This window comes from Shinella sp. 1A1 (assembly GCF_055379515.1).
The window spans coordinates 571,135-593,419 of the sequence record NZ_AP039671.1; the positions used below are offsets into that span (position 1 = coordinate 571,135).

The window sequence follows — 22,285 nt, forward strand, 5'->3', positions numbered from 1 at the left end:
ATCGGCGCTTGATATCGAAACGAAGAGTGCCATCCAGAAATCCCTCGCCGAATTCTCCTCGGCGAGGGATTTCCGCTTGACCGGCTTCCTACGGCTGGTGACTGACATTATGTGTTTGCCGCGCTTCAGCAAGCAGCGCAACCATTTCGGTTTCGGCCAAGGTTTCATCCCGCGCAAACATCGCATCGGCAACACGCTTGTGACGCGTAATCCACCGATCGTCCTCTTCGCTTGTGGCGCGAAGACCTGCATGGAAAAGATGACGCAGGCCGACTGAAATCAGCTCGCCGAGTGAGAAGAACAGGCGGTTTCCCGACGCGCGCAGGATTGCGATGTGGAAGGCAACATCCTGCTCCACCCGGTCGTTTTCGTCGAGATAGGTGGCCATGCCGCGCAACGCACGCCGCACCGCCGCTTCGTCGTCCTGACCATGATGGTGTGCCGCCATGCGTGCGGCCTTCGGCTCGATCGCCATGCGCAGGACATAGAGATCGGAGATTGCTTTTTCCGCCTGATTTACATCTTGGAGTGCCCAGTCGAGCACCAGAGGATCCATCATATTCCATCGTTCTGTGGACCGCACGACGACGCCGACCTTGGGTCTGCCCTCGATCAGGCCTTTTGAACTCAGGATTTTCAGGGCTTCGCGCGTCGCGGTACGCGAGGCGCTGAAGGTCTGGCCGATATCGGTCTCGCTGCCGATCACGGCACCCGGCAGGTAGTGCCCGGAAACGATGCGTTTTCCCATGGTCGTGACGATCGTCTCATGGACGCTGGTCGATACCGCGTCCTGTGTCCCCATCTCGTCCTGCTGCTGCGTCAAGCCTGCCCCCGTCGTTTCTTGTTCCTGCTGGCATAGCGGAAATCCTGTCGGCGCGCAAATGGTCACACATGAAATCAAATAATACTACACTTGACACGAATAATAGTATCGATATGTTCGCGCCATCGTGAACGAGAGCGGAGCCGATCCCAGCCCTACGGGATCCAGCCGTTGCGCCGTACCGGATCTGAAGAGGAGGAGAGTATTATGAACGGAAAGATATGCCTGACCCGGCGTCGACTGATGACCGGTGCCGCTACGGCAGCCATCGGGCTGGCCATCATGCCGAGATTGAGCTTCGCACAGACTGCAGACGAGGTTCGTGCGGCCTTCTCGACAGCCGACATCGATTGGATGGCCTTCAAAGGCGAGAGCTTGACGGTCGAGGCGATGACGCATCCATGGAGCGCGGCGATCGAGCCCCTGCTGCCGCTCTTCACCGAATTGACCGGCATTTCCGTCAAGTTGAACACCCAGTCCGAGACGGAATACACCTCGCAGATGCCGATCAAGCTCGGCGCCAAGTCGGCCGAGCCCGACGTGATGATGATTCACGCCCTTGGCCAGTTCGTCTCCGCTGGCTGGGCCGAGCCACTCGATGCCTATTATGCCGACAAGGCACTGTTCGATGCCGCCTGGTACGACCAGGAGGACATCTTTGCCATGGCGCGCGACTTCCCCGCTCAGGCAGACGGGCAAAACTATTCGATGTCGATCACAGCCGAGGCGCAGACGCTGTTCGCCAACAAGGCGATGCTCGGCGAAGCTGGCCTTGGCGTTCCCGCGACGATGGACGATCTTCTCGCCACGGCGCTGAAGCTGAAGACTGACACCGTGGCAGGCATCGCGATGCGCGCCAAATCCGACAGCTCCGCCGGCCCCTGGACCTGCGGCGGCTTCGTCTTCTCCTATGGCGGCGAGATCATCGACGGGGAAGGGCGCTGCGTGCTCGACAGTGATGCGGCGATTGCCGGTGTCGAGATGTACGGCCGCCTGCTGCGCGAGGCGGGGCCGATCGGCGTCGGCAACTACCACTGGTATGAAGCTCTCAACGACTTTTCCAGCGGCGCGGCGGCTCTCGGCTGCGACAGCTCCAACTTCGCGACCGACATTTCCAATCCGGAAAAGAGCCTGGTGGCGGCCGATGCCGTCTATGCCGCCCTGCCGCGTGCCGGCGAACATCCGATCAAGCCGAACATCTGGGCCTGGCAGGCCGGCATCAACGCCTATTCGAAGAAGAAGAAGGCGGCGTTCCTGCTGCTGAGCTTCCTCAACTCGAAGCCTGGCTGCCTGATGAGTGCTGCCGGCGGGCTTGCCACCGTGCGCAATTCCGCCTGGAAGAGCGAGGCGTTCCAGAAGCGGTTCGGCGCGGAGGCATCGGCAGCGGCGCTGCTCAACCTCAATTCGGGCGACGCGAAAATCTTCAAGGCCGCCTGGTTCCACAAGAAGTCCAGCGAGATCCTCGATCCGTTCGCCGTGGCGATCAACCAGGTCGTCACCGGCCAAGCCGACGCCCGGGCCGCACTCACCGCAGCCACGACGAAGATCAACGCCGCCCTCAAGGGCTGACACGGATTTCAAGCCCCCCGAGCGTTTCGGTCGGGGGGCTCCCGATCAGAAAGGCAGGCCCGTGCCCCTCCGCCAGACCACAATCCAACGCGCCGAGCGCAGCTTCATCCTGTGGATGCTTGCGCCGGCGACGATCCTCATGCTGTCGCTGACGCTCGTCCCCTTTCTCGTCAGCGTCTATCTCTCCTTCACCGACTACTCGCTGACCGCGCCGGAAACGATCAACTGGGTCGGCCTCAAGAACTACTCCGACCTGCTTTCCTCGGCTGATTTCTGGGATTCTGCGCGCATAACGGCGATCTTCACCGTCGTCGCGGTCGGCATCGAGACGGTGCTGGGTGTCGGTATCGCCGCGCTCTTGCACCACGAGGTCCGGCAGGCTTCATGGTTGCGCGTTGTCTATCTCTTGCCGATGGCGATTACCCCGATCGCCGCCACCTTCACCTTCCGGCTGATGTTCAATCCCACGCAGGGCGTGCTGAACTACCTGCTCGGTCTGGTCGGTGTTTCTCCGAGCGCCTGGACGGCCGCGCCGGAAACCGCGCTCCTGTCGCTCATCCTTGTCGACGTCTGGCAATGGACGCCCTTCATCCTGCTCATCGTGATGGGCGGCATGGCGGCGTTGCCGCCGGAGCCGGAAGAGGCCAGCCAGATGGATGGCGCCGGCCCGTTCCGCACCTTCTTCCTCGTGACGTTGCCGCGGCTGAAGCCGTACCTGGCGCTCGCCTTACTGTTCCGGCTGATCGACGCTTTCAAGACGTTCGACATCATCTTCGTTCTGACCGGTGGGGGGCCGGGCGTTGCCACGCGTACGCTGAACCTGCTCGCCTACAAGTACGGCATCGAGTTCCTGTCGATGGGTTACGCCTCGGCGCTGGCAATCGTCATGCTCGTGTTCACCCTTGTCGCGGGGCAGGTGTTCCTTCGCCGGCTCGGCCTGTTCGACCTGAAGGATTAAGCGACATGAAGCTATTCACCTCCGTCTGGCTGCGCCGTCTGATCCTCTACGTCTTCGCCGTCTGGTGCATCTTTCCGCTCTACTGGATCTTTCTCACCGCGTTGAAGACGCCGATCCAGGCTATGGCCCGGCCGCCGCTCTTCCTGTTCGAGCCGACATTCGCCAATTTCGCCAAGGTTATCGGCAATCCAGATATCTGGGCCTATTTCGCCTCGTCGACGATCGTGGCGGCCGGCTCCAGCCTGCTGACGCTCGTGCTCGGCGCACCGGCAGCCTACATCCTCGCGCGCTACTCGTTCCGCGGGCGCGGCGATTTCGGTTTCTGGCTGCTTTCCTCCCGCATGACGCCGCCGGTCGCCATGCTGATCCCGTTCTTCGTGCTCTATTACCAACTCGGCCTGCTCGACACGCATCTCGGCCTGATCCTCGCTCACGTCACGCTCAACCTGTCGATCGTGGTCTGGCTGCTCCGCGGCTTCTTCTCCGAATTGCCGCGGGAGATCGAGGAGGCGGCGAGCCTCGATGGCGATAATCACTTCCAGGTCTTCGCCCGCATCACCCTGCCGCTTGCCATGCCCGGGCTCATCTCGGTCGGCATCCTGATTTTCCTCCTGTCGTGGAACGAGTTCCTTTTCGCTCTGGTGCTGGGAGATTCGACAGTACGCACGGTGCCGGTCGGCCTTTATGGCTTCATCGGCTACCAGACGATCGCCTGGGCAGAGCTGTCGGCCTCCGCCAGCCTGCTGATCATCCCCATCATCCTCTTCATCCTTGTCTTCCAGCGCCACCTCATTCGTGGCCTGACCATGGGGGCCTATCGCTGACATGACCGAAATCACGCTTCAATCCGTCACCAAGAGCTGGGGCGCGCTGGCCGCGCTGAAGCCCATCGACCTCCATATCCCTCATGGCGAATTCCTGGTCCTGCTCGGCCCCTCCGGCTGCGGCAAGACGACGACCATGCGCATCATCGCCGGGCTGGAGACGGCCTCCACCGGCACGGTGCTGAAGGACGGCGCCGACATCACCAACCGCCTTCCGCGCGAGCGTAACATGGCGATGGTGTTCCAGAACTATGCGCTCTACCCGCACATGAAGGTGCTGGACAATGTCGCCTATCCCTTGCGTGCCCGCGGCATGGCAAAGGCCGAGCGGGAAAAGACTGCACTTGCCGCATTGGAGAAGGTGGGCCTTGCGCCCTATGCGGACCGACTGCCGAAGAACCTCTCGGGCGGCCAGCGTCAGCGTGTGGCGCTCGCCCGTGCACTCGTCCGCTCGCCGGATGTCTTCCTGATGGATGAACCGCTGTCGAACCTCGACGCCAAGCTGCGCGGCGCGATGCGGGCCGAGATCAAGCATATCCAGCGCGAGACCGGTATCACGACCATCTATGTCACCCACGACCAGATCGAGGCAATGACGCTGGCCGACCGCGTGATCATCATGGAAGCCGGTGAAATCCGCCAGATCGGGACGCCGGACCAGATCTACGACGATCCCGACAACCTGTTCGTCGCCGGCTTCCTCGGCTCGCCGCCGATGAATTTTATTCCCGGCGAGATACAGGGCGGCGCTTTCCGCTCCGGCAAGGCCAGCATCGCGGCAGCCGGCATCGTTGACGCGAAGGAGGCCCAGCTCGGCATCCGCGCCGAGGACATCACGGTCGCCACCGAGGGCGAGGCGGGCGACCTGACGGTCACCGTCTATTCCGTCGAACCGACGGGCGACGCGACGCTTGTCGTCGCCGACCACGGCAAGGGCCGGCTGGTGCTCAAGGCCGACAAACATTTCCGTCCGGAGATCGGCGCCACCGTCGATCTGCGGTTTTCCCCCAATGGCATTCGCTACTTCGACAGTGCATCCGGCGCCCGGCTGAGGACTTCCCAATGAAAATCACCAAACTCGAAACCTTCGTCGTCGCGCCGCGCTGGTTGTTCCTCAAGGTCTCCACGGACGAGGGTATTTCCGGCTGGGGCGAGCCAGTGCTCGAGGGCCATGCGGAAACGCTGGCGGCAAAGATCCGCGAGCTGGAAACCCTGCTCATCGGCCGCGACCCGCTGCTGATCGAGGACACTTGGCAGATGATCTATCGCAACGGCTGCTATCGCGGCGGTCCCGTGCTGATGAGCGCCATGTCGGGTGTCGACATGGCGCTGTGGGACATCAAAGGTAGGGCTTTCGGTCAGCCGGTACATGCGCTGATGGGCGGGAAGGTACGCGACAAGGTGCGTACCTATCGCTGGATCGGCGGCGACCGGCCCGACAATCTCGTCGCCGATGCGACGGTGCTCATCGAAGCCGGTTATGACGCGTGTAAGCTGAACGCCACCGAGGAAGTCCAGTTCCTCGACAGCTACGCCAAGATCGACCGGATCATCGCCAAGCTTGGCGAACTGCGCGATGCAGTCGGCACCCGCATGGATCTCGCCTTCGACTTCCACGGCCGCCTGCATGCACCTATGGCAAAAATCCTGCTGAAGGAAATCGAGCCGCTCCGGCCCATGTTCGTCGAGGATGCGGTGGTCTCGGCGCAGATCGATCACATGGCGGACCTTGCCCGTACCACATCCATTCCGCTCGTCATTGGCGAGCGTCTGCACAGCCGCTACGATTTCCGTGCCGTTTTCGAAAAGCGTGCAGCAGGCATCATCAATCCGGATACGGCCCATGTCGGTGGCATCTCCGAGATGGTGCGCATCGGCCATATGGCGGAAAGCTACGACATCGCCATGGCGCCCCATTGCCCACTCGGGCCGATCGCGCTGGCCGCCAGCCTCCAGGTCGACGCGATCTGCTACAACGCCGTCATCCAGGAACAGTCCCTCGGCATCCACTACAACAAGGGCGGCGATCTCAACGACTACCTGAAGCCGGAAAGCCGCTTCAAGGTCGAAGCCGGCTTCCTGGCGATCCCGATGGGTCCCGGCCTCGGCATCGAGGTGGATGAGGACATGGTGCGCGCCCGCGCCGTCGATGGCCACGCCTGGCGGGCGCCGGTCTGGCGCCATGCGGACGGCTCGATTGCGGAATGGTGAGATGACCGGCTTCGATTACATCATCGTGGGCGGCGGCTCCTCGGGCTGTGTTACCGCGGCAAAACTGGTGAGCGAGCACGGCGCCCGCGTCGCGCTCATCGAGGAAGGACCGTCGAACCGCCATCCGCTGCTGCGCATGCCGGCCGGCTTCGTGAAGATGCTGAAGGGCAGCAAATACCTGACCTTCCACAAGACGGAACCGCAACCGCAGCTCGGCGGCCGGTCGCACGACCTGCCGCAGGGCCGCGTGCTCGGCGGTGGCTCGACCGTCAACGCGATGGTCTATATGCGTGGCCGCCGTTCCGATTATGAGGAATGGGACCGGATGACCGGGATCGGTCCGAACGGCATCGGCTGGAGTTGGGACGACATCCTGCCCCACTACCGCCAGCAGGAGGGCAACCAGTCGCTTGCCGGTCCCTCCCACGGCACAGAGGGGCCGCTGAAGGTCTCCAATCCGCGCCACATCGCCGAAATCTCCCATGTCTTCGTCAAGACGTTGCAGGAAATGGGCCTGCCGCTGCGCAACGATTTCAACGATGGCACGCAGGCCGGCGTCGGCTACATGCAGACGACGATCGGCGGCGCCCGCCGCTGCGGTGCAGTCGAAGCCTTCATCGAACCCCGGGCCGGCGATTCGAGGCTGACCGTCATGACCGGTGCGCGCGTCCTGCGTCTCCTCATCGAGGGTGGCAGGGCGGTGGGTGTCGAGATCGCCGAAGGCGGCCAGATCCGGAGGCTCCACGCGGCAAACGAGGTCATTCTCGCGGCCGGGGCCTTCGGCACGCCGAAAATCCTGATGCTCTCGGGCATCGGCCCGGCGCAGGATCTTCGCCGACACGGCATTGCGATCGAGGCGGATCTTGCCGGCGTCGGCGAGAACCTGATGGACCATCACGAGGTTCCGCTGGTTGCCGCCACCCATGAAAAGCTCGGTTATTACGGCGAGGACCGTGGCCTGCGCATGCTCCGCAATGGCCTGCAATACATACTGTTCGGCTCCGGCCCCGTCTCGACGAACGGCTGCGAGACCTGCGCCTTCATCAATCCGCTCGATCCCACCGGCGAGCCGATGATCCAGTTCTACTGCGTGCCGACCGTCTATCTCGACCGCGACGTCATGGGCGTCGCCCCGACGGACGGCGTCACGCTCAATTCCTGCCTGCTGCAACCGAAGGCGCGCGGCACGGTGCGTCTTCGCTCGGCCGATCCTGCCGCCTTGCCGATGATCAGTTCCAACTATCTCGGCCATGAGGACGATATCCGCCACGAGATCGCCGGCCTGCGCTTTGCTCGCGAGGTGCTGAAAACCGGGCCGATGGCGAAGGTCGTCAAGGGCGAGATATTCCCTGGCGAGGCCTTCCGCTCCGATGCCGAGCTGCTTGCCCATTGCAAGCGTACGGTCAAGACCAACTACCATCCCTGCGGCACCGCCCGAATGGGCGCCGAGGACGATCCGCTCGCCGTGTTGACGCCGGACCTGCGTGTCAAGGGCATCGAAGGCCTGCGCGTCTTCGACGTTTCCATGATGCCACGCATCACCAGCGGAAACACCAACGCGCCCGCCATGGCGGTCGCAGATCGCGGCGTGGACATCATGATGGGTGCAGCATGACAAGAACCAACCTTCACGACGGCATCTATGCCGTGCTCTTTGCCCTGTTCGATGCAAAGGAAGCGCTTGATCACGGGGCGATGAAGGCGCAGGTCGATTATTGCGTCGAGACGGGCTGCCAAGGCATCACCGTACTGGGCCTCGCGACCGAGGTACTGAAACTCACCTTCGCCGAACGCTGTGCCCTGATCGAGACGACAGCGCGCGCCAATGCGGGCCGCTTGCCGTTTTCGGTGACCATCGCTGGCAATTCGGTGGGCGAGCAGGTGGAGCTTGCAGTCTGCGCAGCGGCGGCCGGAGCCGATTGGCTCATCCTCCAGCCGCCGATGGTCGGCAACTATGGTGCGGATGTTTATTTGGACTTCTTTGCGCGTGTCGCGACAGCGACCGCGCTGCCCGTCGCCGTGCAGAACGCACCACAATATCTTGGCCGCGCCCTTTCCGGCGAAGACCTCGTCCGCCTGAAACAGCGGGCGCCCAATCTTGCGGCTGTAAAGGCCGAGGATGCCGCGCTCGGCCTTGCCCGTATCATTGACGTGGCGGGCGAGAGCCTTGCGGTTGTCGGTGGGCGCGGTGGACTCGAAATGACCGACGCCCTGCGCGTCGGCTGCCGCGGCTTTGTGCTCGCGCCTGACATCGCTCCGGTCGCTTCGCGCATCCTTGACCTGTGGCAAACGGACCGTCATGCAGAGGCCGAGGCCCTCTATGCCGCGGCGCTTCCCGCCGCCACCTTCGTCATGCAGTCGCTGGAACACCTCATCACTTACGGCAAGCGGATCTTCGGCGAAAATGCCGGCATCGCGATCCACGATCGTGCACCCTGCCAGCCTGTCCAGCCCGTCGGGCTGTCGATCGCCCGGCAATGGGCCCAAACCCTCTCCCGCCTGCAACAGGAGCAGCCATGAGCGGAATCATCCTCGACAATGGAATTCTTCGCTTGCGCCTTGAGCCGGATTTCGGCGGACGGGTAAGCGAACTTACTGATCTCGCGACCGGCCGCAACTGGCTTGTCCCGGGGCCGGCGGTTGGCTCGCCCGACCAGACGGCGACCTTTGGCGTCGAGCAGGCACGCGGCTGGGACGAATGTTTTCCTTCCGCGGCCGCATGCGAAGTGGACGCCTGGCCGGTGGCGCTTCGCGATCACGGTGAGTTCTGGGGCCGCCCAGTCGACGTGGAGGCGACGGCTGGAAGTGCCACGATAAACGGCCGAGCAGGGCCACTTTGCTTCCAACGCGCCCTGACACTTGAAAGCAATCGGCTTGCCCTTACCTATCGCGTTTCGAACGAAAGTTCGGCCACGATGCCCTATCTCTGGTCCCAGCACCTTCTTATCGCGCCGAAGGAAGGCGACCGGCTCCATCTGCCGGGTATCGAAACCCTCGACGCGGCCTTCATCAGCCATAACGGGCATGTTCTTGCGAAAGGCCCTGTCGCCTTCCCGGACCCAATCCGGGACGGACTGCCCGCCCTCGACCAGATCCACCCCCTGAAAACCCGGTTCGCCGGCAAATTCTTTACCTCTGTAGAAGGGCAGGCCGAGATGCGTGTCGTCGGAGATCGCGGCATCTTTACTCTGCGCTGGAATGCGGAGACTGCCGGGTATCTCGGTCTCTGGCTGGATTACGGCGGCTGGCCTGCCGAGGCGCCGGTCAGCCAGATTTCTCTCTCCCCCACCACCGCACCGATGGAGAGCCTTGCCGATGCTGTCGCCAGCGGCAAGGCGGTTTGGCTCCAGCCGGGCGAAACACGGGAATGGGGCCTATCCATCAGCATCGAAGCGACAAAGGAGAACTGACATGTCAGAGGCGATCTATCCGGACCTCGAAGGCGCGTCCGTCTTCATCACGGGCGGCGGCTCGGGCATCGGCGCGGCCCTTACCGAAGGCTTCCTGCGCCAAGGCGCGCGTGTCGCCTTCTGCCAGCGTTCCGATGCGACTGCCTTCTGTATAGAGATGGAGCAGAAGACTGGCCGGCGCCCGCTGTTCCTGCCGGCCGATATCAGCGATCTCGCTTCTCTGGAACAGGCGCTGGACGCCGCCGCGCAGGTTCATGGCCCTGTCGCCGTGCTCGTCAACAATGCCGCCAACGACCAGCGGCATGATACGCTCGCGGTGGACGAAGCTTTCTGGGAGCAGGCGATGGCCATCAATCTGAAGGCCTATTTTTTCGCCTGCCGAGCTGTCATTCCTGGCATGAAGGCGATGAACGGCGGCGCCATCGTCAATTTCACCTCGATCAGCTACATGATGGGCAATGCCGGCTATCCCGTCTACGTGGCCGCGAATTCCGGCATCAACGGCATGACGCGGGCGCTCGCTCGCGAGTTCGGACCGGATCGAATCCGCGTCAATGCGCTGGCGCCCGGCTGGGTTCTGACCGAAAAGCAGAAGGAAAAATGGGTCACTCCTGAGGCGCTTTCAGCCCATCTTGATCGGCAATGCCTTAAGGATACGCTGGCGCCGGAGGATATCGTCGGTGGCTGTTTGTTCTTGGCATCGTCGGCCAGCCGCATGATGACCGGTCAAGCTATCGCTATCGACGGCGGCGTTGTCACCACAGGCTAGTTATCGGCGATTGCTGGGTAGACGGTTTCCAAAATCTATCGCAGCAAGATTATCGATCCGGCCGGAGCTGATGGAGGTGGCATCGACTCCATCAGCCCTCCGTGGCAATAAACAGTCTTAACCGATATTCGTTGACCTGGCTTTGAGGGTCTCGAAGACGGACTGGCTGGTCGGGGTGATATATTTTTCATTCACCATGATGACCACAGCAGGGTGCTCGCCATCATAGGCATAGGAGTGCCCCATGCTCGCGTCGAACATGATGCTGTCGCCGGGATTGAGCGCCAGCGGCTCATAATGCTCCGTATAGAGAATGAGCGTGCCGGATAGCACGTAGACGAACTCCTCGCCGGAATGATTGTTGAAGAGGGGGACGTTCGCATCGTCGCGCCGGGCCGTGATCGTGGATTTGAAGGCGATGCTCCGGCTGGCAGTCAGTTCACCGCTCAGGAATTCGAACTGGACGTTCCCGACCGTCAGCCGCGCACCGGTTCCCGACCGGGTGATCGAGCGGCTGGCGCTCGGCAGATTGTTCCGCTCCGGCTTGACGAGGTCGGCGAACTCGATACCGAGTTTCTCGGTGAGCAGCACGATTTTCTCGAAGGTCAGTGTCGCATGGCCGTTTTCGATCTTCGACAAGGTCGAAAGCGGAATGCCCGTCAGCTTGTGAATATCGGACAGCGACCAGTTATGGAGTTTCCTGATCAGCCTCAGATTATCTCCGAGCTTTTGTCTCTGGTCCTTGGCCTTGGCCTTTTTCGGGCGCCGGCTCGCGCCTGCCGCTGCCTTCATTCCTTCCGAAGCCTCGTCCACCTTGCTCTCCTGACCGTTCGCCATCTGATCGTCCGACATCCGTGTTTCGCACGGGTACGGGAAGTTTACAATCTTTTCCAAATAGAACATACATTCATATTTGGAAAAATTGTTTCCAAATATCCCAGAAATCGTTTGCGCACCTCTGCACGAACGTTCCGTGAGGCCTCTCTCCCATGAAGATCTATTGCGCCGGCCTGATCACCGAGACGAACACATTCTCCTCCGTACCGTGCGATATGGCGACTTTCCAGCAGGGCAGCCTCGTTCGGAATGGTGCGTTCGGGGCCATGCCCCATCCCTATGCGCAGCCACTCCTCGTTGCGGACCGCTATTTCTCGGCGAAGGGGCATGTGGTGGCGCATGGCGTCTTCGCCTATGCCCGGCCGGCGGGCCCGGTCGATCACGATACCTATCTGGCGTTGCGCGAGGAAATTCTGGATGGCGTGCGCCGGGAAAAACCCGACATCGTCGTTCTCGTCCTTCACGGAGCCATGGCGACGACGGTCGAGGACGACTGCGAGGGCGACATTCTCGAAGCCGTGCGCCAGAGCGCCGGCCCGCACTGCGCGATTGGCGCGATCCTGGATCCGCATTGCCATCTGTCGGCACGGATGGTGGAAAATGCCACCACGCTGATCTTCCTCAAGGAATATCCGCATGTGGATTTCGGCGAGAGGGCCGGCGAGCTTTGCGCGATCCTCGAGCGGGCAGCGGCGGGAGAGGCGGCGCCGGTTCCTGCGGTCGTCGATTGCCGCATGATCGACCTGTTCTTCACCTCCGAGCCGGCAAGCCGCGAGATTGTCGACCTGTGCCAGTCCCTTGAGCGATCCGAAAAAGGCATCCTCAGCGTTTCCCTCGTCCACGGCTTCCCCTGGGGGGACTGCACGGATATGGGGACGAAGGCGCTTGCCTATTCCGACGGAGATCCGGCCGCCGCCCTCGTCGCGGCGCAGGCTCTGGCCGGCAAGGCGATCGCGGCACGCGGGCGTACGCATCCGGAATTTCTGACGATTGCGGAAACATTCGCGCGGCTCGGCACGGCGCGAGCCTATCCGGTGGTCATTGCCGATACCGCGGACAATGCGGGAGGCGGCGCTGCCAGCGACTCGACGTTCCTGCTTCGCGAACTGCTCGAACGCGGGATTACCAAAGCACTCATCGGCGCTATATGGGATATCGAGACCGTGAAAGCAGCCTTCGCCGCCGGCCTTGGTAATACGCTCGCCGTCGCGATTGGCGGCAAGGCGTCTGCCCAGTCGGGCCAGCCGGTCGTTGCCACGGCGCGTGTCCTGAATCTCAAACGGGACGCCTGGCAGACCTTCGGCGAGGGAAGCAGTCGGATGGGCGACGTCGCGGTGCTCGATGTCGACGGCGTCACCGTGCTGGTCAACACGGTCAGGACCCAAGTCTACCACCCCGACGCCTTCACGAACCAGGGGGTGGCGCTCGGTGATGCAGCGGTGGTGATCGTCAAGTCGACCCAGCATTTCCGCAGCGGATTTGAGGCGGTTGCCGGCGAGATACTGTATTGCGCCGGCCCGGGCGCGCTCAGTCCCGATCCGCTTCAGATTGACTATGAGAAGATCGATCGTCGCAAATGGCCGTTCGAAACGAACCCCTGGTGATCGGTTGCCCGGTTGCGCCCGGCCTCTAACTCCGCCTCTTCGCCCGGGAGTTGCCGACTCTTTCCATCCAGCGTCGATGGTGGGCGCCCATCGTCCTGTCTTACAATGATTTTCATTCTGAAAAGTCCGGAATGCGCGCGTTTGCGCCGGCATTCGTATTCATTGCCGACACTTTTTTCCTAAATTGAAAATAACTTTTCTATATTGACATGATTTATCAAAATAAGCATGTTTGCTGAAAATAAGAAAAGGGGTTCTCCGGTAACGACCGCTGAAGGATCGACCGGAACCGAGATCGGTGTGCCGTAGGCCGCACGTCTGGCACTTCGCATGGAGGCCGCCGGCATCGGCTGCAGGAGGAGGAACATGATTCCGGAAATGGATCGATGCGCGCCGCGGTGCGCAAGACGATGCTGCTCGCGGTAGCCACAAGGGGTGCCGGAGGGCGTCCTGAATTGCAATCCACAGAGGACAGGAAGATGCAGGAAAGCCGAATGGCGATCAAATCGGTCGGAACTCCCGAGGCGGCCGACGCGCTGAACCCGCAGAATGTGCGGGTGGCCGGGGGCATCCCCTCGCGCGTGGCGGCGGCGACGAACTCCTTCCTCATCCTGTCAGCGCTGCTGGTTGTGCTCGTCGTCGGCGTTCATTGGCTCGGTGCGGATTTCGAGCGCATCGCCATGCTGGTGGCGATCAACATGATTGCGGTCGTGGGAACCTCCGTCTACACCGGAAATTCCGGTATCCTGACCGTCGGCCATATCACTTTCTTCTCCATCGGTGCCTATGCCACGGGGCTCGCCACGACCGCGCCCGATCTGAAGGCGCAGTTTCTGCCGCACCTGCCCGAAGCGCTCTTGTCGCTCGATGTCGGATTGTGGGGCGGCCTCGCGGCGGCGGTCGGCGTTTCGCTGGTGCTCGGTATAATCACCGGGCTGCCGCTTTCGCGCCTGCGGGATTCCTCGGCGGTCGTCGCGACCTTCGGACTTCTCGTCATCAGCCATTTCGTGCTGATCGGTGCAAAGGATTTCACCAATGGCAACAAGGCCTTCTACGGCGTGCCGGAGGATACGAACCTCGTGCTCGTCACCGGTCTTCTGCTCGCTTCGCTCGCCGTTGCCTTCCTCTTCAAGGAATCGAAGGCCGGCCTTCAATTGCGTGCCCTGCGCGAGACCGAGCTCGCTGCCACGGCCATGGGCGTGCGGGGCAACCGTCGCCTGTTGCAAGGCTGGGTGCTCAGCGCCGTCGTCATGGGGCTTTCCGGCGCGCTGTTCGCTCATACGCTCGGCGCTTTCTCTCCGCGCAATTTCTACCTCCAGGAAACGTTCGCACTGGTTGCGATGCTGGTCGTCGGCGGCATCCGGTCGATTTCGGGTGCGGTCTTCGGTACGCTGCTGATCTCGCTCCTGGTGGAATTCGTGCGCCCCTTCGAGGCGGGCATCACGCTCGGCAGCTTTGAGGTTCCCCCGCTCTGGGGTCTCGCACAGATCCTCCTCAGCCTCGTCATCCTCTTCGTCATGTACCGCAAGCCGGCCGGCCTGATGGGAAGCCGGGAAGTCTACAGCGCCCGGCTCGCGCGATTGATCGACGGACGGTTCCCGTCCGCCGGCCCGCAGGAGCGCCACGCCGCGATACCGGCGGACGAGGCCGTCCTTGCGGTCGCTGCGGTTGGCGTTCGGTTCGGCGGGCTGCAAGCGCTGAAGGATGTTTCCCTGCGCGTGCGTCCCGGCGAGGTGGTCGGTCTCATTGGCCCCAACGGCGCAGGCAAGACGACACTCATCAACATCATCACGGGCGTGATCCGACCCTCCGCAGGCACGGTCGAACTGGGAAAGACGCGGCTCGACGGCCGCTCGGTCGACGACATCGCGCTGTCCGGTCTGGCACGGACCTTCCAGAACATCCGCCTCTTCAAGGATCTCACCGTGCACGAGAACGTCATGGTGGCGGCCTCCGCACGCGGCCTTTCCGGTGCTGCACTGGAGCGGGAGGCCATGGCCTATCTGGATGAGCTGGGACTCGGCGCCATGGCCGGCCTCAAGGCGGGAACGCTCTCCTATGGCGGACAGAGAAAGCTGGAGATCGCCCGCGCGCTTGCCCTGCGCCCCCGGTATCTGCTGCTCGACGAGCCGGCGGCCGGCATGAACAGCAAGGAATCCGTCGAATTGCTGGAACTGCTCCTGAAGATCAGGACCCGGTTCGGCGTCGGCATTCTCATCGTGGAGCACGACCTGCACCTCATCATGCGGCTGTGCGACTACATCTTCGTCCTGAACAAGGGCGAGTTGATTGCCGAAGGTGAACCGAAGGCCATCCAGGCGGATCCGAAGGTCATCGAGGCCTATCTCGGAACGAATTACCAAGCGAACCAATAGGGGATTGGAATGTCTGACAGCAGAAATACCGTGTCCTGTACGCGTCGTGCGCTTCTCGGCGGTGTCGCCCTCGCTCTGGCGGCGGGCGTCGTTGCCGGCCTGCCGGGTATCCCCCGGGCGCTTGCCGCCGAGGAGTTACGCATCGGCATGGCGCATTCGCATACCGGCTGGGCCGCCTCCTTCGACAGCGCGTTCGCAGCGGGGTTCAGCTTCGCCGCGCAGGAGATCAACGAGAAGGGCGGCATCGACGGCAAGCTGCCGGTCAAGCTGGTGCAGGGGCGCGATGCGGCCTCGTCTTCCGCCGAAGCGGTCAAGTCCGTCGAAGGATTGCTCAAGGAGAATGTCTCGGTCCTGATGACCAGCGCCGATTCGTCCGGCACCATCGCCGCCGGCCGTATTGGCCAGACGCAGGGCGTGCTGATGTTCGGTAGCACCTGCTCTCCGCCCTCCGTCACCAGTCAGGTTGGCGACTGGATGTATCTTTCCAATTTCAGCGACAACCTGATGGGTACGGTGCTGGCACTCTATGCCCGCGAGCTCGGCATCGAGAGCGTCTATCTGCTGAAATCGCCGGACGACGCCTATACGGAAAAATTGCCGGACTATTTCGCCGACGTCTTTCAGAAAAAGGGCGGCACGATCGTCGGCGAAGGTGAATACAACTTCAATCAAGTCGATTTCGGCAGCGTCGTAGCGGATATCCGCGCCCTGCCGGAGCCTCCCGACGCCATCATGACGGCGGCGTTCGAGCCGGACTTTCCCGCATTGCTGCGCCAGCTCCGTGCGGCTGGCATCAAAAGTCGCATCCTCGGTGCCGACGCCATCGACACGCCGACGATCTTCTCGCTCGGGCCGATCGCCGATGGCACGGTCGTCCTGTCCAACCGCCAGCCGCTGGAAGGCAGCACCTACAAGGAAATCGAGGGGCGCTTCGCGAAGGTCTACCCCGAACACGCGGAAAACGCGGCCTGGATCGTCGGCTATACCGCCATGGAGGTTATCGCGGATGTCGCGCGGCGGGCGGGCGCGACCGATCCGGCCGCCCTGCGAAAGGCGCTGGAGGAGACAGAGGGCTTTGCCGGTCCGGGCGGTCCGATCACCTATGCCGGCCGCAACCGGCTGCCGGTCTGGCCGGTGCATGTACTGGAAATCGAGGGAGGAGAAGGCGTCTACAAGAAGACGATCGTTCCCGACGCGGCCGATATCCCGGCGCCCTGACCGTCTCACGCCGTGCCGGTGGACCGGCGCGGCGGCCATTCGCAAACGACGTCATCGAACAGCTCAGGAGACATGGCATGACCCGAACGAAACCTCCTAGAACCCTCCTGTCATGGACGCGCCGGAGCGTGCTTGGCGGCCTGGGCATGGCCCTCGCCATGGGCGTGATGTCGCCGGTAGCGCATGCTGCCGACGAGTTGAAGATCGGCATGGCCCATTCCCAGACCGGCTGGGCCTCGGCCTTCGACGTTGCCTTTGCCGCCGGCTTCACCTTCGCGTCCGAGGAGATCAACGCGGCCGGGGGAATCGACGGGAAAATCCCAGTCAAGCTGATCCAGGGGCGGGATGCGGCCTCTTCTTCCGCAGAGGCGGTCAAGTCGGTGGAAGCCCTGCTCGGGCAGGGCATCAGCGTGCTGATGATGAGCGCCGATTCGTCCGGCACCATCGCGGCCGGCCGCGCCGGCCAGAAGCAGGGCGTGCTGATGTTCAACAGTACGGGCTCGCAGCCTTCCGTCGCACCGCAGGTTGGCGACTGGATGTATCTGTCGAACTTCAGCGACAATCTGATGGGCGCGGCGCTGGCAATCTATGCGCGCGAGGATCTTGGGATCGAGAACGTATACCTGCTGAAATCGCCCGACGACGCCTATACAGAGAAGCTGCCGGATTACTTCGCCGAAGTGTTTCAGAAGAAGGGTGGCACCGTCGTCGGCGAGGGCGAATACAACTTCAACCAGGTCGACTTCGGCAGCGTCGTCGCCGAGATTCGCGCCTTGCCTCAGGAGCCCGATGCCATCATGACGGCGGCCTTCGAACCGGATTTTCCTGCGCTGCTGCGCCAGCTCCGCGCGGCCGGCATCAAGAGCCGCATCCTCGGGGCCGATGCCATCGATACACCGACGATCTTCGCATTGGGTTCGATCGCCGACGGCACGATCCTGCTGACGAACCGTGTTCCGGTGGAGGGCAGCAAGTACAGCCAGATCGAGGCCCGTTTTGCAAAGGCGCATCCCGAGCATGTGGAGAACGCTGCCTGGATCGTCGGCTATACGGCGATGCAGGTCATCGCCGACGCGACGCGGCGGGCCGGTTCGACGCAGCCTGACGCCCTGCGCAAGGCTATCGAAGCGACGAAGGGTTTCGACGGCCCGAGCGGACCCATCACCTATGAGGGACGCGGTCGTCTGCCGCTCTGGCCCGTGCATGTGCTCGAGGTCGAAGGCGGCAAGGGCGTCTTCAAGAAATCCATCGTACCCGACGCGGCGGATATTCCGACACCGTGACGGAGAGGAACAATGCTGAAAATCGATAATCTTTCCGTTCGCTACGGGCCTATCGAGGCCGTCAAGGGTGTCAGTTTTGAGGTCCGCAAGGGGGAGATCGTCTCGCTTCTCGGCCCCAACGGGGCCGGCAAGACCTCCACCCTCAATGCGATCATGGGGCTCATTCCCAAGGCGGCCGGTCAGGTGACCCTGGCCGGTGAAGCCCTGGAGAAGCAGAGCACTGAGCAGATCGTCAAGCGCGGTATGACCCTTTCGCCGGAGGGGCGGCGCGTCTTCGCCAAGCTCACGGTCGAGAAGAACCTGCTGCTCGGCGCCATGACCAAGAAATCCTGGCGCCAGACCGATGTGCTGGATGGTCTCTACGAGCAGTTCCCCATTCTTGCCGAGCGGCGTGCACAGCTTGCGGGGACGCTTTCGGGCGGCGAGCAGCAGATGCTGGCCATCGCCCGTGCCCTCATGTCGTCTCCCTCGGTCCTGCTTCTCGACGAGCCGTCGCTGGGCATCGCGCCGAAGATCGTTCAGGAGAATTTTGAGCTGATCTGTAAGCTGCGTGACGGTGGTCTGACGATCCTGCTGGTGGAGCAGAACGTCTATCAGTCGCTCTCCATCGCCGACCGCGCCTGCGTCCTCGAGAACGGCCGCATCGTTGCCGAGGGCACTTCCCGGGAAATGCTCGACAGCGAACTCATCCGGCATTCCTATCTCGGGATCGCCGATACATCCGCCTGAGGACGGCAACGCAATGGAACTCTTCATTCAATACACGATCAATGCCCTCAGCCTTGGTGGAACCTATGCGCTGCTGGCTCTTGGCCTCGCCATCGTTTTCAGCCTTTTCGGCTTCATCAACTTCGCCCACGGAGAAATCATGACCGTGTGCGCCTATGCGATCTATTTCGCGCTTTCGCTCGGTTGCCCGTTCGGCGTGGCGGTGCTGGTCGGGCTTGCCGCTGCGGTCTGCGCGGCGGTGGCGATGGAACGCATCGCCTTCCGGCCGCTGCGGGGTGCCGATCCCACCACATTGCTGGTGACGGGCTTCGCTTTGTCCGGCGCACTTCAGATCCTGTTCCAGATCGTCTTCGGCTCGCGCGGCAAGCCGGTGGTCATGCCGGATATCTTCACCGGAGCGATCTCGATCGGCGGCGTCTATATCGGCATCGTCCAGATCGTCTCGATCGTGGTCGTCCTGTGCTCGGTCATCCTGCTCAACCTCTTCCTCAATCGCACGAAATTCGGCCTGTCGTTGCTGGCTTCCGCAGAGGACTTCAACGTCGCGCGGCTGATGGGCATTCGTGCCAACGCCGTTTTTGCCGGGGCCTTCGCGATCTCGGGCCTGCTTGCCGGCATCGCCGCCGTCCTCTGGCTTGCCCAGCGCGGTTCCGTCGATCCGACGCTCGGCTTCACGCCGCTCGTCAAGGCCTTCGTCGCGACGATCATCGGGGGAATGGGAAGCCTCGTCGGGGCTGTTGCAGGCGGTTTCTTCCTCGGATTCCTGGAGATACTGCTTCAGGCCGTCCTGCCGTCGAAGATGCTGATCTTCCGCGACCCGCTCGTCCTGATGATTCTCATCGGGTTCCTTCTGTTCCGTCCCGGCGGCCTGGTGCTCGCGCGGGCGCAGCCGATCCGCTGATTTCCTCCCTCCCGAGGCACGCACAAAGAACCCGCCGGTCGAATGACCGGCGGGTTCTTTGTGCGTCGTCATGCAGTTTTCGTTCGTCTCAGGCGGGTTGGACGACTGCTTCCGCGGCAATGTCCATGATGTCGATGATCCGCTTGCCGGGAATATCCAGCGCGATGTCGCTGAAGTCCGTGCAGGCCAGGAGAATCGTATCGGCCGAGAAGCCGGCGACTACGGTGGAAAGTCGAGCGGCGATGTCCGGATGTGCGGTGCCGATGCGTTTCGCCGTCAGGATGAGGTCGAGCACGGCGGCGGGATCGGCGGGCGTCTCCACCTTGGCGATGTCCCACAGCGAACCGTAGGGGGAGGCGGTCCGGTCGGCGGTGACGGAGGGTGCGCCGATAAGACCGACGCGATCGAGCCTCGTATCCTGCAAGTGATTACGGACGAGCGCGGGCAGTGAGACGAACCGGTCGCCGGCCATCGCGCCGGCGGCCTTCTCGGCCATGGACTGGAGGGCGTGGCAGGCGAGCACGATCCGGTCGCAGCTATGGGCGAGTTCGCCGAGTAGCCGGCTCAGGCTTGCCTCGAGCAAGTCGTGATGGTCGGCCATGCGCATGACATGGCCGAGTTCCGGTTCGGAGACGATGCGTATCCGGGGTGCGTCGAGATCGCCGCGATAGGCTTCGCCCAAGCGCCGCTTCTCGGCGGCGAGCACCTTGCGCCAGAAAGCGAGGCCGGCATCCGGCCCCGCTCCTGCGATGATGCCGAGGCACCGCTGTTTCGTGGCGGTCAGATCTTGCATGTCAGGGCGCCGTCGACCACGAGCTCCGCGCCGGAGACGTAGCTCGCCTCGTCGGAGGCGAGGAAGATCGCTGCCTTGGCGACCTCGAAGGGAGTGCCCATCCGCTTCATCGGGCAGGCAGCGTCGCGGGCCCTCTTCACGGCTTCATATCCTTCGTCGGAAAGGGAGTTGCGCACCAGCGGCGTGTCGATCATGCCGGGCAGGAGAACATTGGCCCGGATTCCGCGCTCAGCGAATTCCATGGCGATGGATCTGGTGAATTGCAAAATGCCGGATTTTGACGCTGCGTAGGAGATGTAGGGCGTGCCCTGCCAGCGGATGCCGGAAGTGGAGGAAACGTTGACGATCGATCCGCCGCCATTTTCCAGCATGACCGGGATCGTATATTTACACGTCAGGAACATGCCCTTGAGGTTGGTGTCCACGACACGATCCCAGACTTCCTCCGGCATGTCGACCACGCCACCCACGACGACGATCCCGACATTGTTGTGCAGGATGTCGATACGGCCATAGGTTTCCTTGGCCGTGGCGACCATCCTGGCAACCTGTTCGGATGAGGTCACATCGCATTGCAGCGCGATGGCCGTGCCTCCCTCCGCCAGGATTGCGTCCCTGGTCTGCTGCGCTCGCACAAGATCATGATCGACGGCCACGACCTTGGCGCCCTCCCGGGCGAACTCCACGGCCGTTGCGTTGCCGTTGCCCCATCCCTGGCCGGAGACACCGGCTCCCACGACGATTGCGACCTTGCCGGATAAACGATTCATCTGTGGTCCTCCTGGTATTGCTAAGCGACCGCGCGGCGTGCCGCGTCGAAAGCGTCGAGTGCGAAGTCGAGATCCGCGTGGGTGTGAAGGGCGTTCATCTGTGTACGGATGCGGGCCTTGCCCATGGCCACGACCGGATAGAAGAAGCCACTGACATAGACGCCTCGGGTATAGAGGTCGGCTGCCATGCGTTGGCTGAGCGCGGCATCGCCCAGCATGACGGGAATGATCGGGTGTTCGCCGGGCAGAACGTCGAAGCCGAGGCGTTCGAGGCCCGTGCGCCAGTGCGCGGCATTGGAAAACAGGTTCCTGCGCAGGTCGTCGCCCTGCTCCACGAGGTCGAGGGCTGCGAGTGCTGCGCACACCACCGCGGGCGGCAGGGAATTGGAGAAGAGATATGGCCGCGACCGCTGGCGCAGAAGATCGATCACCGGCTTGCGGGCCGCCACGTAACCGCCGACGGCTCCACCCAGCGCCTTGCCGAGCGTGCCGGTGAGGATATCGACCTCGACGCCGAAATGCGCCGGCGTACCCTTGCCCTTCGGGCCAACGAAGCCGGTCGCATGGCTGTCGTCGACCATGACGAGGGCATCGAATTCCCGGGCGAGCGCCGATATTTCCGGCAGACGCGCAAGATAGCCGTCCATCGAGAACACGCCGTCGGTTGCGATCATGATGGTGCGTGCGCCCTTGCCGCGGGCCTCCTGCAGCCTTTCGCGCAGCTGCGTCATGTCGGAATTGGCGTAGACATAGCGCTTGGCCTTGCAAAGGCGGATGCCGTCGATGATCGAGGCATGATTGAGAGCATCGGAGATGATGGCGTCGTTCTCGTCGAGCAAAGGCTCGAACAGGCCGCCATTCGCATCGAAGCATGAAGTGTAGAGGAGGGCGTCATCGTAACCGAGGAAGCGGGAAAGCCGCTCCTCCAATGTGCGATGAATGTCCATCGTCCCGCAGATGAAACGGACGGAGGCCATGCCGTAGCCTCGCTGGTCAAGGCTTTCCCGTGCTGCGGCCACAAGCGCGGGATGGGCGGCGAGGCCGAGATAGTTGTTGGCGCACATGTTGAGGACCTTGCGGGTTTCTCCCGGTGTCCCCACGGTAATGCGGCCGCCCTGCGGCGAGGCGAGGAGCCGCTCCCTCTTGGTAAGGCCTTTCGCCTCTATGTCATCGAGGGTGGTGGCGAGCTGGGTGTAGAAGGTTTCCGGCAT

At 62.8% G+C, this 22,285-nt stretch carries 20 protein-coding genes; 15 read left to right on the forward strand and 5 right to left on the reverse strand.

All coding sequences use genetic code 11. The annotated features are described in order from the left end of the window. Window positions 1-88: 88 nt before the first annotated feature. A complete protein-coding gene (locus ACZ48C_RS02930; protein ID WP_424548451.1) occupies window positions 89-823 on the reverse strand; it encodes a FadR/GntR family transcriptional regulator in 735 nt (244 codons plus the stop codon). Window positions 824-1,066: 243 nt separating this feature from the next. On the opposite strand from ACZ48C_RS02930, the gene ACZ48C_RS02935 reads away from it, so the two are divergent. The 9 genes from ACZ48C_RS02935 (at window position 1,067) to ACZ48C_RS02975 (ending at window position 10,564) form a co-directional block, all read left to right on the forward strand. After that, window positions 1,067-2,392, forward strand: a complete 1,326-nt coding sequence (locus tag ACZ48C_RS02935; RefSeq protein ID WP_464782122.1) for an ABC transporter substrate-binding protein — start codon at window positions 1,067-1,069, stop codon at window positions 2,390-2,392. A 61-nt stretch (window positions 2,393-2,453) separates the two neighbouring features. Then, window positions 2,454-3,350, forward strand: coding sequence for a carbohydrate ABC transporter permease (locus tag ACZ48C_RS02940; RefSeq protein WP_464782123.1), 897 nt, complete (start codon window positions 2,454-2,456; stop codon window positions 3,348-3,350). A 5-nt stretch (window positions 3,351-3,355) separates the two neighbouring features. Continuing rightward, entirely contained in the window at window positions 3,356-4,174 is an 819-nt protein-coding gene (locus ACZ48C_RS02945) for a carbohydrate ABC transporter permease (protein WP_424548448.1), read from the forward strand. Window position 4,175: 1 nt separating this feature from the next. Beyond that, on the forward strand, window positions 4,176-5,240 hold the full coding sequence (locus tag ACZ48C_RS02950; protein WP_464782124.1) for an ABC transporter ATP-binding protein: 1,065 nt from the start codon (window positions 4,176-4,178) through the stop codon (window positions 5,238-5,240). Next, entirely contained in the window at window positions 5,237-6,385 is a 1,149-nt protein-coding gene (dgoD, locus tag ACZ48C_RS02955) for a galactonate dehydratase (protein WP_424548446.1), read from the forward strand. The genes ACZ48C_RS02950 and dgoD overlap by 4 nt, the downstream gene beginning before the upstream one ends. Window position 6,386: 1 nt before the next feature. Continuing rightward, entirely contained in the window at window positions 6,387-8,000 is a 1,614-nt protein-coding gene (locus ACZ48C_RS02960) for a GMC family oxidoreductase (protein ID WP_464782125.1), read from the forward strand. Further along, window positions 7,997-8,905 carry a dihydrodipicolinate synthase family protein gene (locus ACZ48C_RS02965; protein WP_424548444.1) on the forward strand — a complete coding sequence of 303 codons (909 nt, stop codon included), beginning with the start codon at window positions 7,997-7,999 and terminating at the stop codon, window positions 8,903-8,905. The genes ACZ48C_RS02960 and ACZ48C_RS02965 overlap by 4 nt, the downstream gene beginning before the upstream one ends. After that, window positions 8,902-9,795 (forward strand): aldose epimerase family protein, encoded by an 894-nt coding sequence (locus ACZ48C_RS02970; RefSeq protein WP_464782126.1) that lies wholly within the window; start codon window positions 8,902-8,904, stop codon window positions 9,793-9,795. The genes ACZ48C_RS02965 and ACZ48C_RS02970 overlap by 4 nt, the downstream gene beginning before the upstream one ends. Before the next feature lies 1 nt (window position 9,796). Continuing rightward, window positions 9,797-10,564 (forward strand): SDR family NAD(P)-dependent oxidoreductase, encoded by a 768-nt coding sequence (locus ACZ48C_RS02975; RefSeq protein ID WP_424548442.1) that lies wholly within the window; start codon window positions 9,797-9,799, stop codon window positions 10,562-10,564. Window positions 10,565-10,681: 117 nt separating this feature from the next. On the opposite strand, the gene ACZ48C_RS02980 is transcribed toward ACZ48C_RS02975, so the two are convergent. Then, a complete protein-coding gene (locus tag ACZ48C_RS02980) occupies window positions 10,682-11,416 on the reverse strand; it encodes a helix-turn-helix domain-containing protein (RefSeq protein WP_464782127.1) in 735 nt (244 codons plus the stop codon). A 137-nt stretch (window positions 11,417-11,553) separates the two neighbouring features. On the opposite strand from ACZ48C_RS02980, the gene ACZ48C_RS02985 reads away from it, so the two are divergent. The 6 genes from ACZ48C_RS02985 (at window position 11,554) to ACZ48C_RS03010 (ending at window position 19,511) form a co-directional block, all read left to right on the forward strand. After that, the gene (locus ACZ48C_RS02985; protein WP_464782128.1) at window positions 11,554-13,005 is read left to right on the forward strand and encodes a M81 family metallopeptidase; all 1,452 of its coding nucleotides are present in this window, start codon (window positions 11,554-11,556) and stop codon (window positions 13,003-13,005) included. A gap of 494 nt (window positions 13,006-13,499) precedes the next feature. Beyond that, entirely contained in the window at window positions 13,500-15,380 is a 1,881-nt protein-coding gene (locus ACZ48C_RS02990; protein ID WP_464782129.1) for a branched-chain amino acid ABC transporter ATP-binding protein/permease, read from the forward strand. A 9-nt stretch (window positions 15,381-15,389) separates the two neighbouring features. Beyond that, window positions 15,390-16,598, forward strand: a complete 1,209-nt coding sequence (locus tag ACZ48C_RS02995) for an ABC transporter substrate-binding protein (RefSeq protein WP_424548438.1) — start codon at window positions 15,390-15,392, stop codon at window positions 16,596-16,598. A gap of 77 nt (window positions 16,599-16,675) precedes the next feature. Continuing rightward, window positions 16,676-17,881, forward strand: a complete 1,206-nt coding sequence (locus tag ACZ48C_RS03000; RefSeq protein WP_424548437.1) for an ABC transporter substrate-binding protein — start codon at window positions 16,676-16,678, stop codon at window positions 17,879-17,881. 12 nt (window positions 17,882-17,893) lie between these two features. Beyond that, on the forward strand, window positions 17,894-18,610 hold the full coding sequence (locus ACZ48C_RS03005; protein WP_424548436.1) for an ABC transporter ATP-binding protein: 717 nt from the start codon (window positions 17,894-17,896) through the stop codon (window positions 18,608-18,610). A 13-nt stretch (window positions 18,611-18,623) separates the two neighbouring features. Then, window positions 18,624-19,511 carry a branched-chain amino acid ABC transporter permease gene (locus tag ACZ48C_RS03010; protein ID WP_424548435.1) on the forward strand — a complete coding sequence of 296 codons (888 nt, stop codon included), beginning with the start codon at window positions 18,624-18,626 and terminating at the stop codon, window positions 19,509-19,511. Window positions 19,512-19,599: 88 nt separating this feature from the next. Here the strand turns inward: ACZ48C_RS03010 and ACZ48C_RS03015 are convergent, their stop codons facing one another. Genes ACZ48C_RS03015 through ACZ48C_RS03025 form a run of 3 tightly spaced genes read right to left on the reverse strand, consistent with a single transcriptional unit; the run spans window position 19,600 to window position 22,285 of the window. Beyond that, window positions 19,600-20,304 carry a hypothetical protein gene (locus ACZ48C_RS03015; protein ID WP_464782130.1) on the reverse strand — a complete coding sequence of 235 codons (705 nt, stop codon included), beginning with the start codon at window positions 20,302-20,304 and terminating at the stop codon, window positions 19,600-19,602. Then, window positions 20,292-21,074 carry an SDR family NAD(P)-dependent oxidoreductase gene (locus ACZ48C_RS03020; protein WP_424548433.1) on the reverse strand — a complete coding sequence of 261 codons (783 nt, stop codon included), beginning with the start codon at window positions 21,072-21,074 and terminating at the stop codon, window positions 20,292-20,294. The genes ACZ48C_RS03015 and ACZ48C_RS03020 overlap by 13 nt, the downstream gene beginning before the upstream one ends. Window positions 21,075-21,094: 20 nt before the next feature. Continuing rightward, window positions 21,095-22,285, reverse strand: a complete 1,191-nt coding sequence (locus ACZ48C_RS03025) for a glycine C-acetyltransferase (RefSeq protein WP_464782131.1) — start codon at window positions 22,283-22,285, stop codon at window positions 21,095-21,097.

What these genes read in the sequence shown, in the direction of transcription:
- ACZ48C_RS02935 (WP_464782122.1), top strand. Translation starts at nt 1,067, where the DNA reads ATGACCGGTGCCGCTACGGCAGCCATCGGGCTGGCCATCATGCCGAGA.
- ACZ48C_RS02945 (WP_424548448.1), top strand. Translation starts at nt 3,356, where the DNA reads ATGAAGCTATTCACCTCCGTCTGGCTGCGCCGTCTGATCCTCTACGTC.
- ACZ48C_RS02950 (WP_464782124.1), top strand. Translation starts at nt 4,176, where the DNA reads ATGACCGAAATCACGCTTCAATCCGTCACCAAGAGCTGGGGCGCGCTG.
- dgoD (WP_424548446.1), top strand. Translation starts at nt 5,237, where the DNA reads ATGAAAATCACCAAACTCGAAACCTTCGTCGTCGCGCCGCGCTGGTTG.
- ACZ48C_RS02960 (WP_464782125.1), top strand. Translation starts at nt 6,387, where the DNA reads ATGACCGGCTTCGATTACATCATCGTGGGCGGCGGCTCCTCGGGCTGT.
- ACZ48C_RS02965 (WP_424548444.1), top strand. Translation starts at nt 7,997, where the DNA reads ATGACAAGAACCAACCTTCACGACGGCATCTATGCCGTGCTCTTTGCC.
- ACZ48C_RS02970 (WP_464782126.1), top strand. Translation starts at nt 8,902, where the DNA reads ATGAGCGGAATCATCCTCGACAATGGAATTCTTCGCTTGCGCCTTGAG.
- ACZ48C_RS02975 (WP_424548442.1), top strand. Translation starts at nt 9,797, where the DNA reads ATGTCAGAGGCGATCTATCCGGACCTCGAAGGCGCGTCCGTCTTCATC.
- ACZ48C_RS02980 (WP_464782127.1), bottom strand. Translation starts at nt 11,416, where the DNA reads ATGTCGGACGATCAGATGGCGAACGGTCAGGAGAGCAAGGTGGACGAG.
- ACZ48C_RS02985 (WP_464782128.1), top strand. Translation starts at nt 11,554, where the DNA reads ATGAAGATCTATTGCGCCGGCCTGATCACCGAGACGAACACATTCTCC.
- ACZ48C_RS02990 (WP_464782129.1), top strand. Translation starts at nt 13,500, where the DNA reads ATGGCGATCAAATCGGTCGGAACTCCCGAGGCGGCCGACGCGCTGAAC.
- ACZ48C_RS02995 (WP_424548438.1), top strand. Translation starts at nt 15,390, where the DNA reads ATGTCTGACAGCAGAAATACCGTGTCCTGTACGCGTCGTGCGCTTCTC.
- ACZ48C_RS03000 (WP_424548437.1), top strand. Translation starts at nt 16,676, where the DNA reads ATGACCCGAACGAAACCTCCTAGAACCCTCCTGTCATGGACGCGCCGG.
- ACZ48C_RS03005 (WP_424548436.1), top strand. Translation starts at nt 17,894, where the DNA reads ATGCTGAAAATCGATAATCTTTCCGTTCGCTACGGGCCTATCGAGGCC.
- ACZ48C_RS03010 (WP_424548435.1), top strand. Translation starts at nt 18,624, where the DNA reads ATGGAACTCTTCATTCAATACACGATCAATGCCCTCAGCCTTGGTGGA.
- ACZ48C_RS03015 (WP_464782130.1), bottom strand. Translation starts at nt 20,304, where the DNA reads ATGCAAGATCTGACCGCCACGAAACAGCGGTGCCTCGGCATCATCGCA.
- ACZ48C_RS03020 (WP_424548433.1), bottom strand. Translation starts at nt 21,074, where the DNA reads ATGAATCGTTTATCCGGCAAGGTCGCAATCGTCGTGGGAGCCGGTGTC.
- ACZ48C_RS03025 (WP_464782131.1), bottom strand. Translation starts at nt 22,285, where the DNA reads ATGCCGGAAACCTTCTACACCCAGCTCGCCACCACCCTCGATGACATA.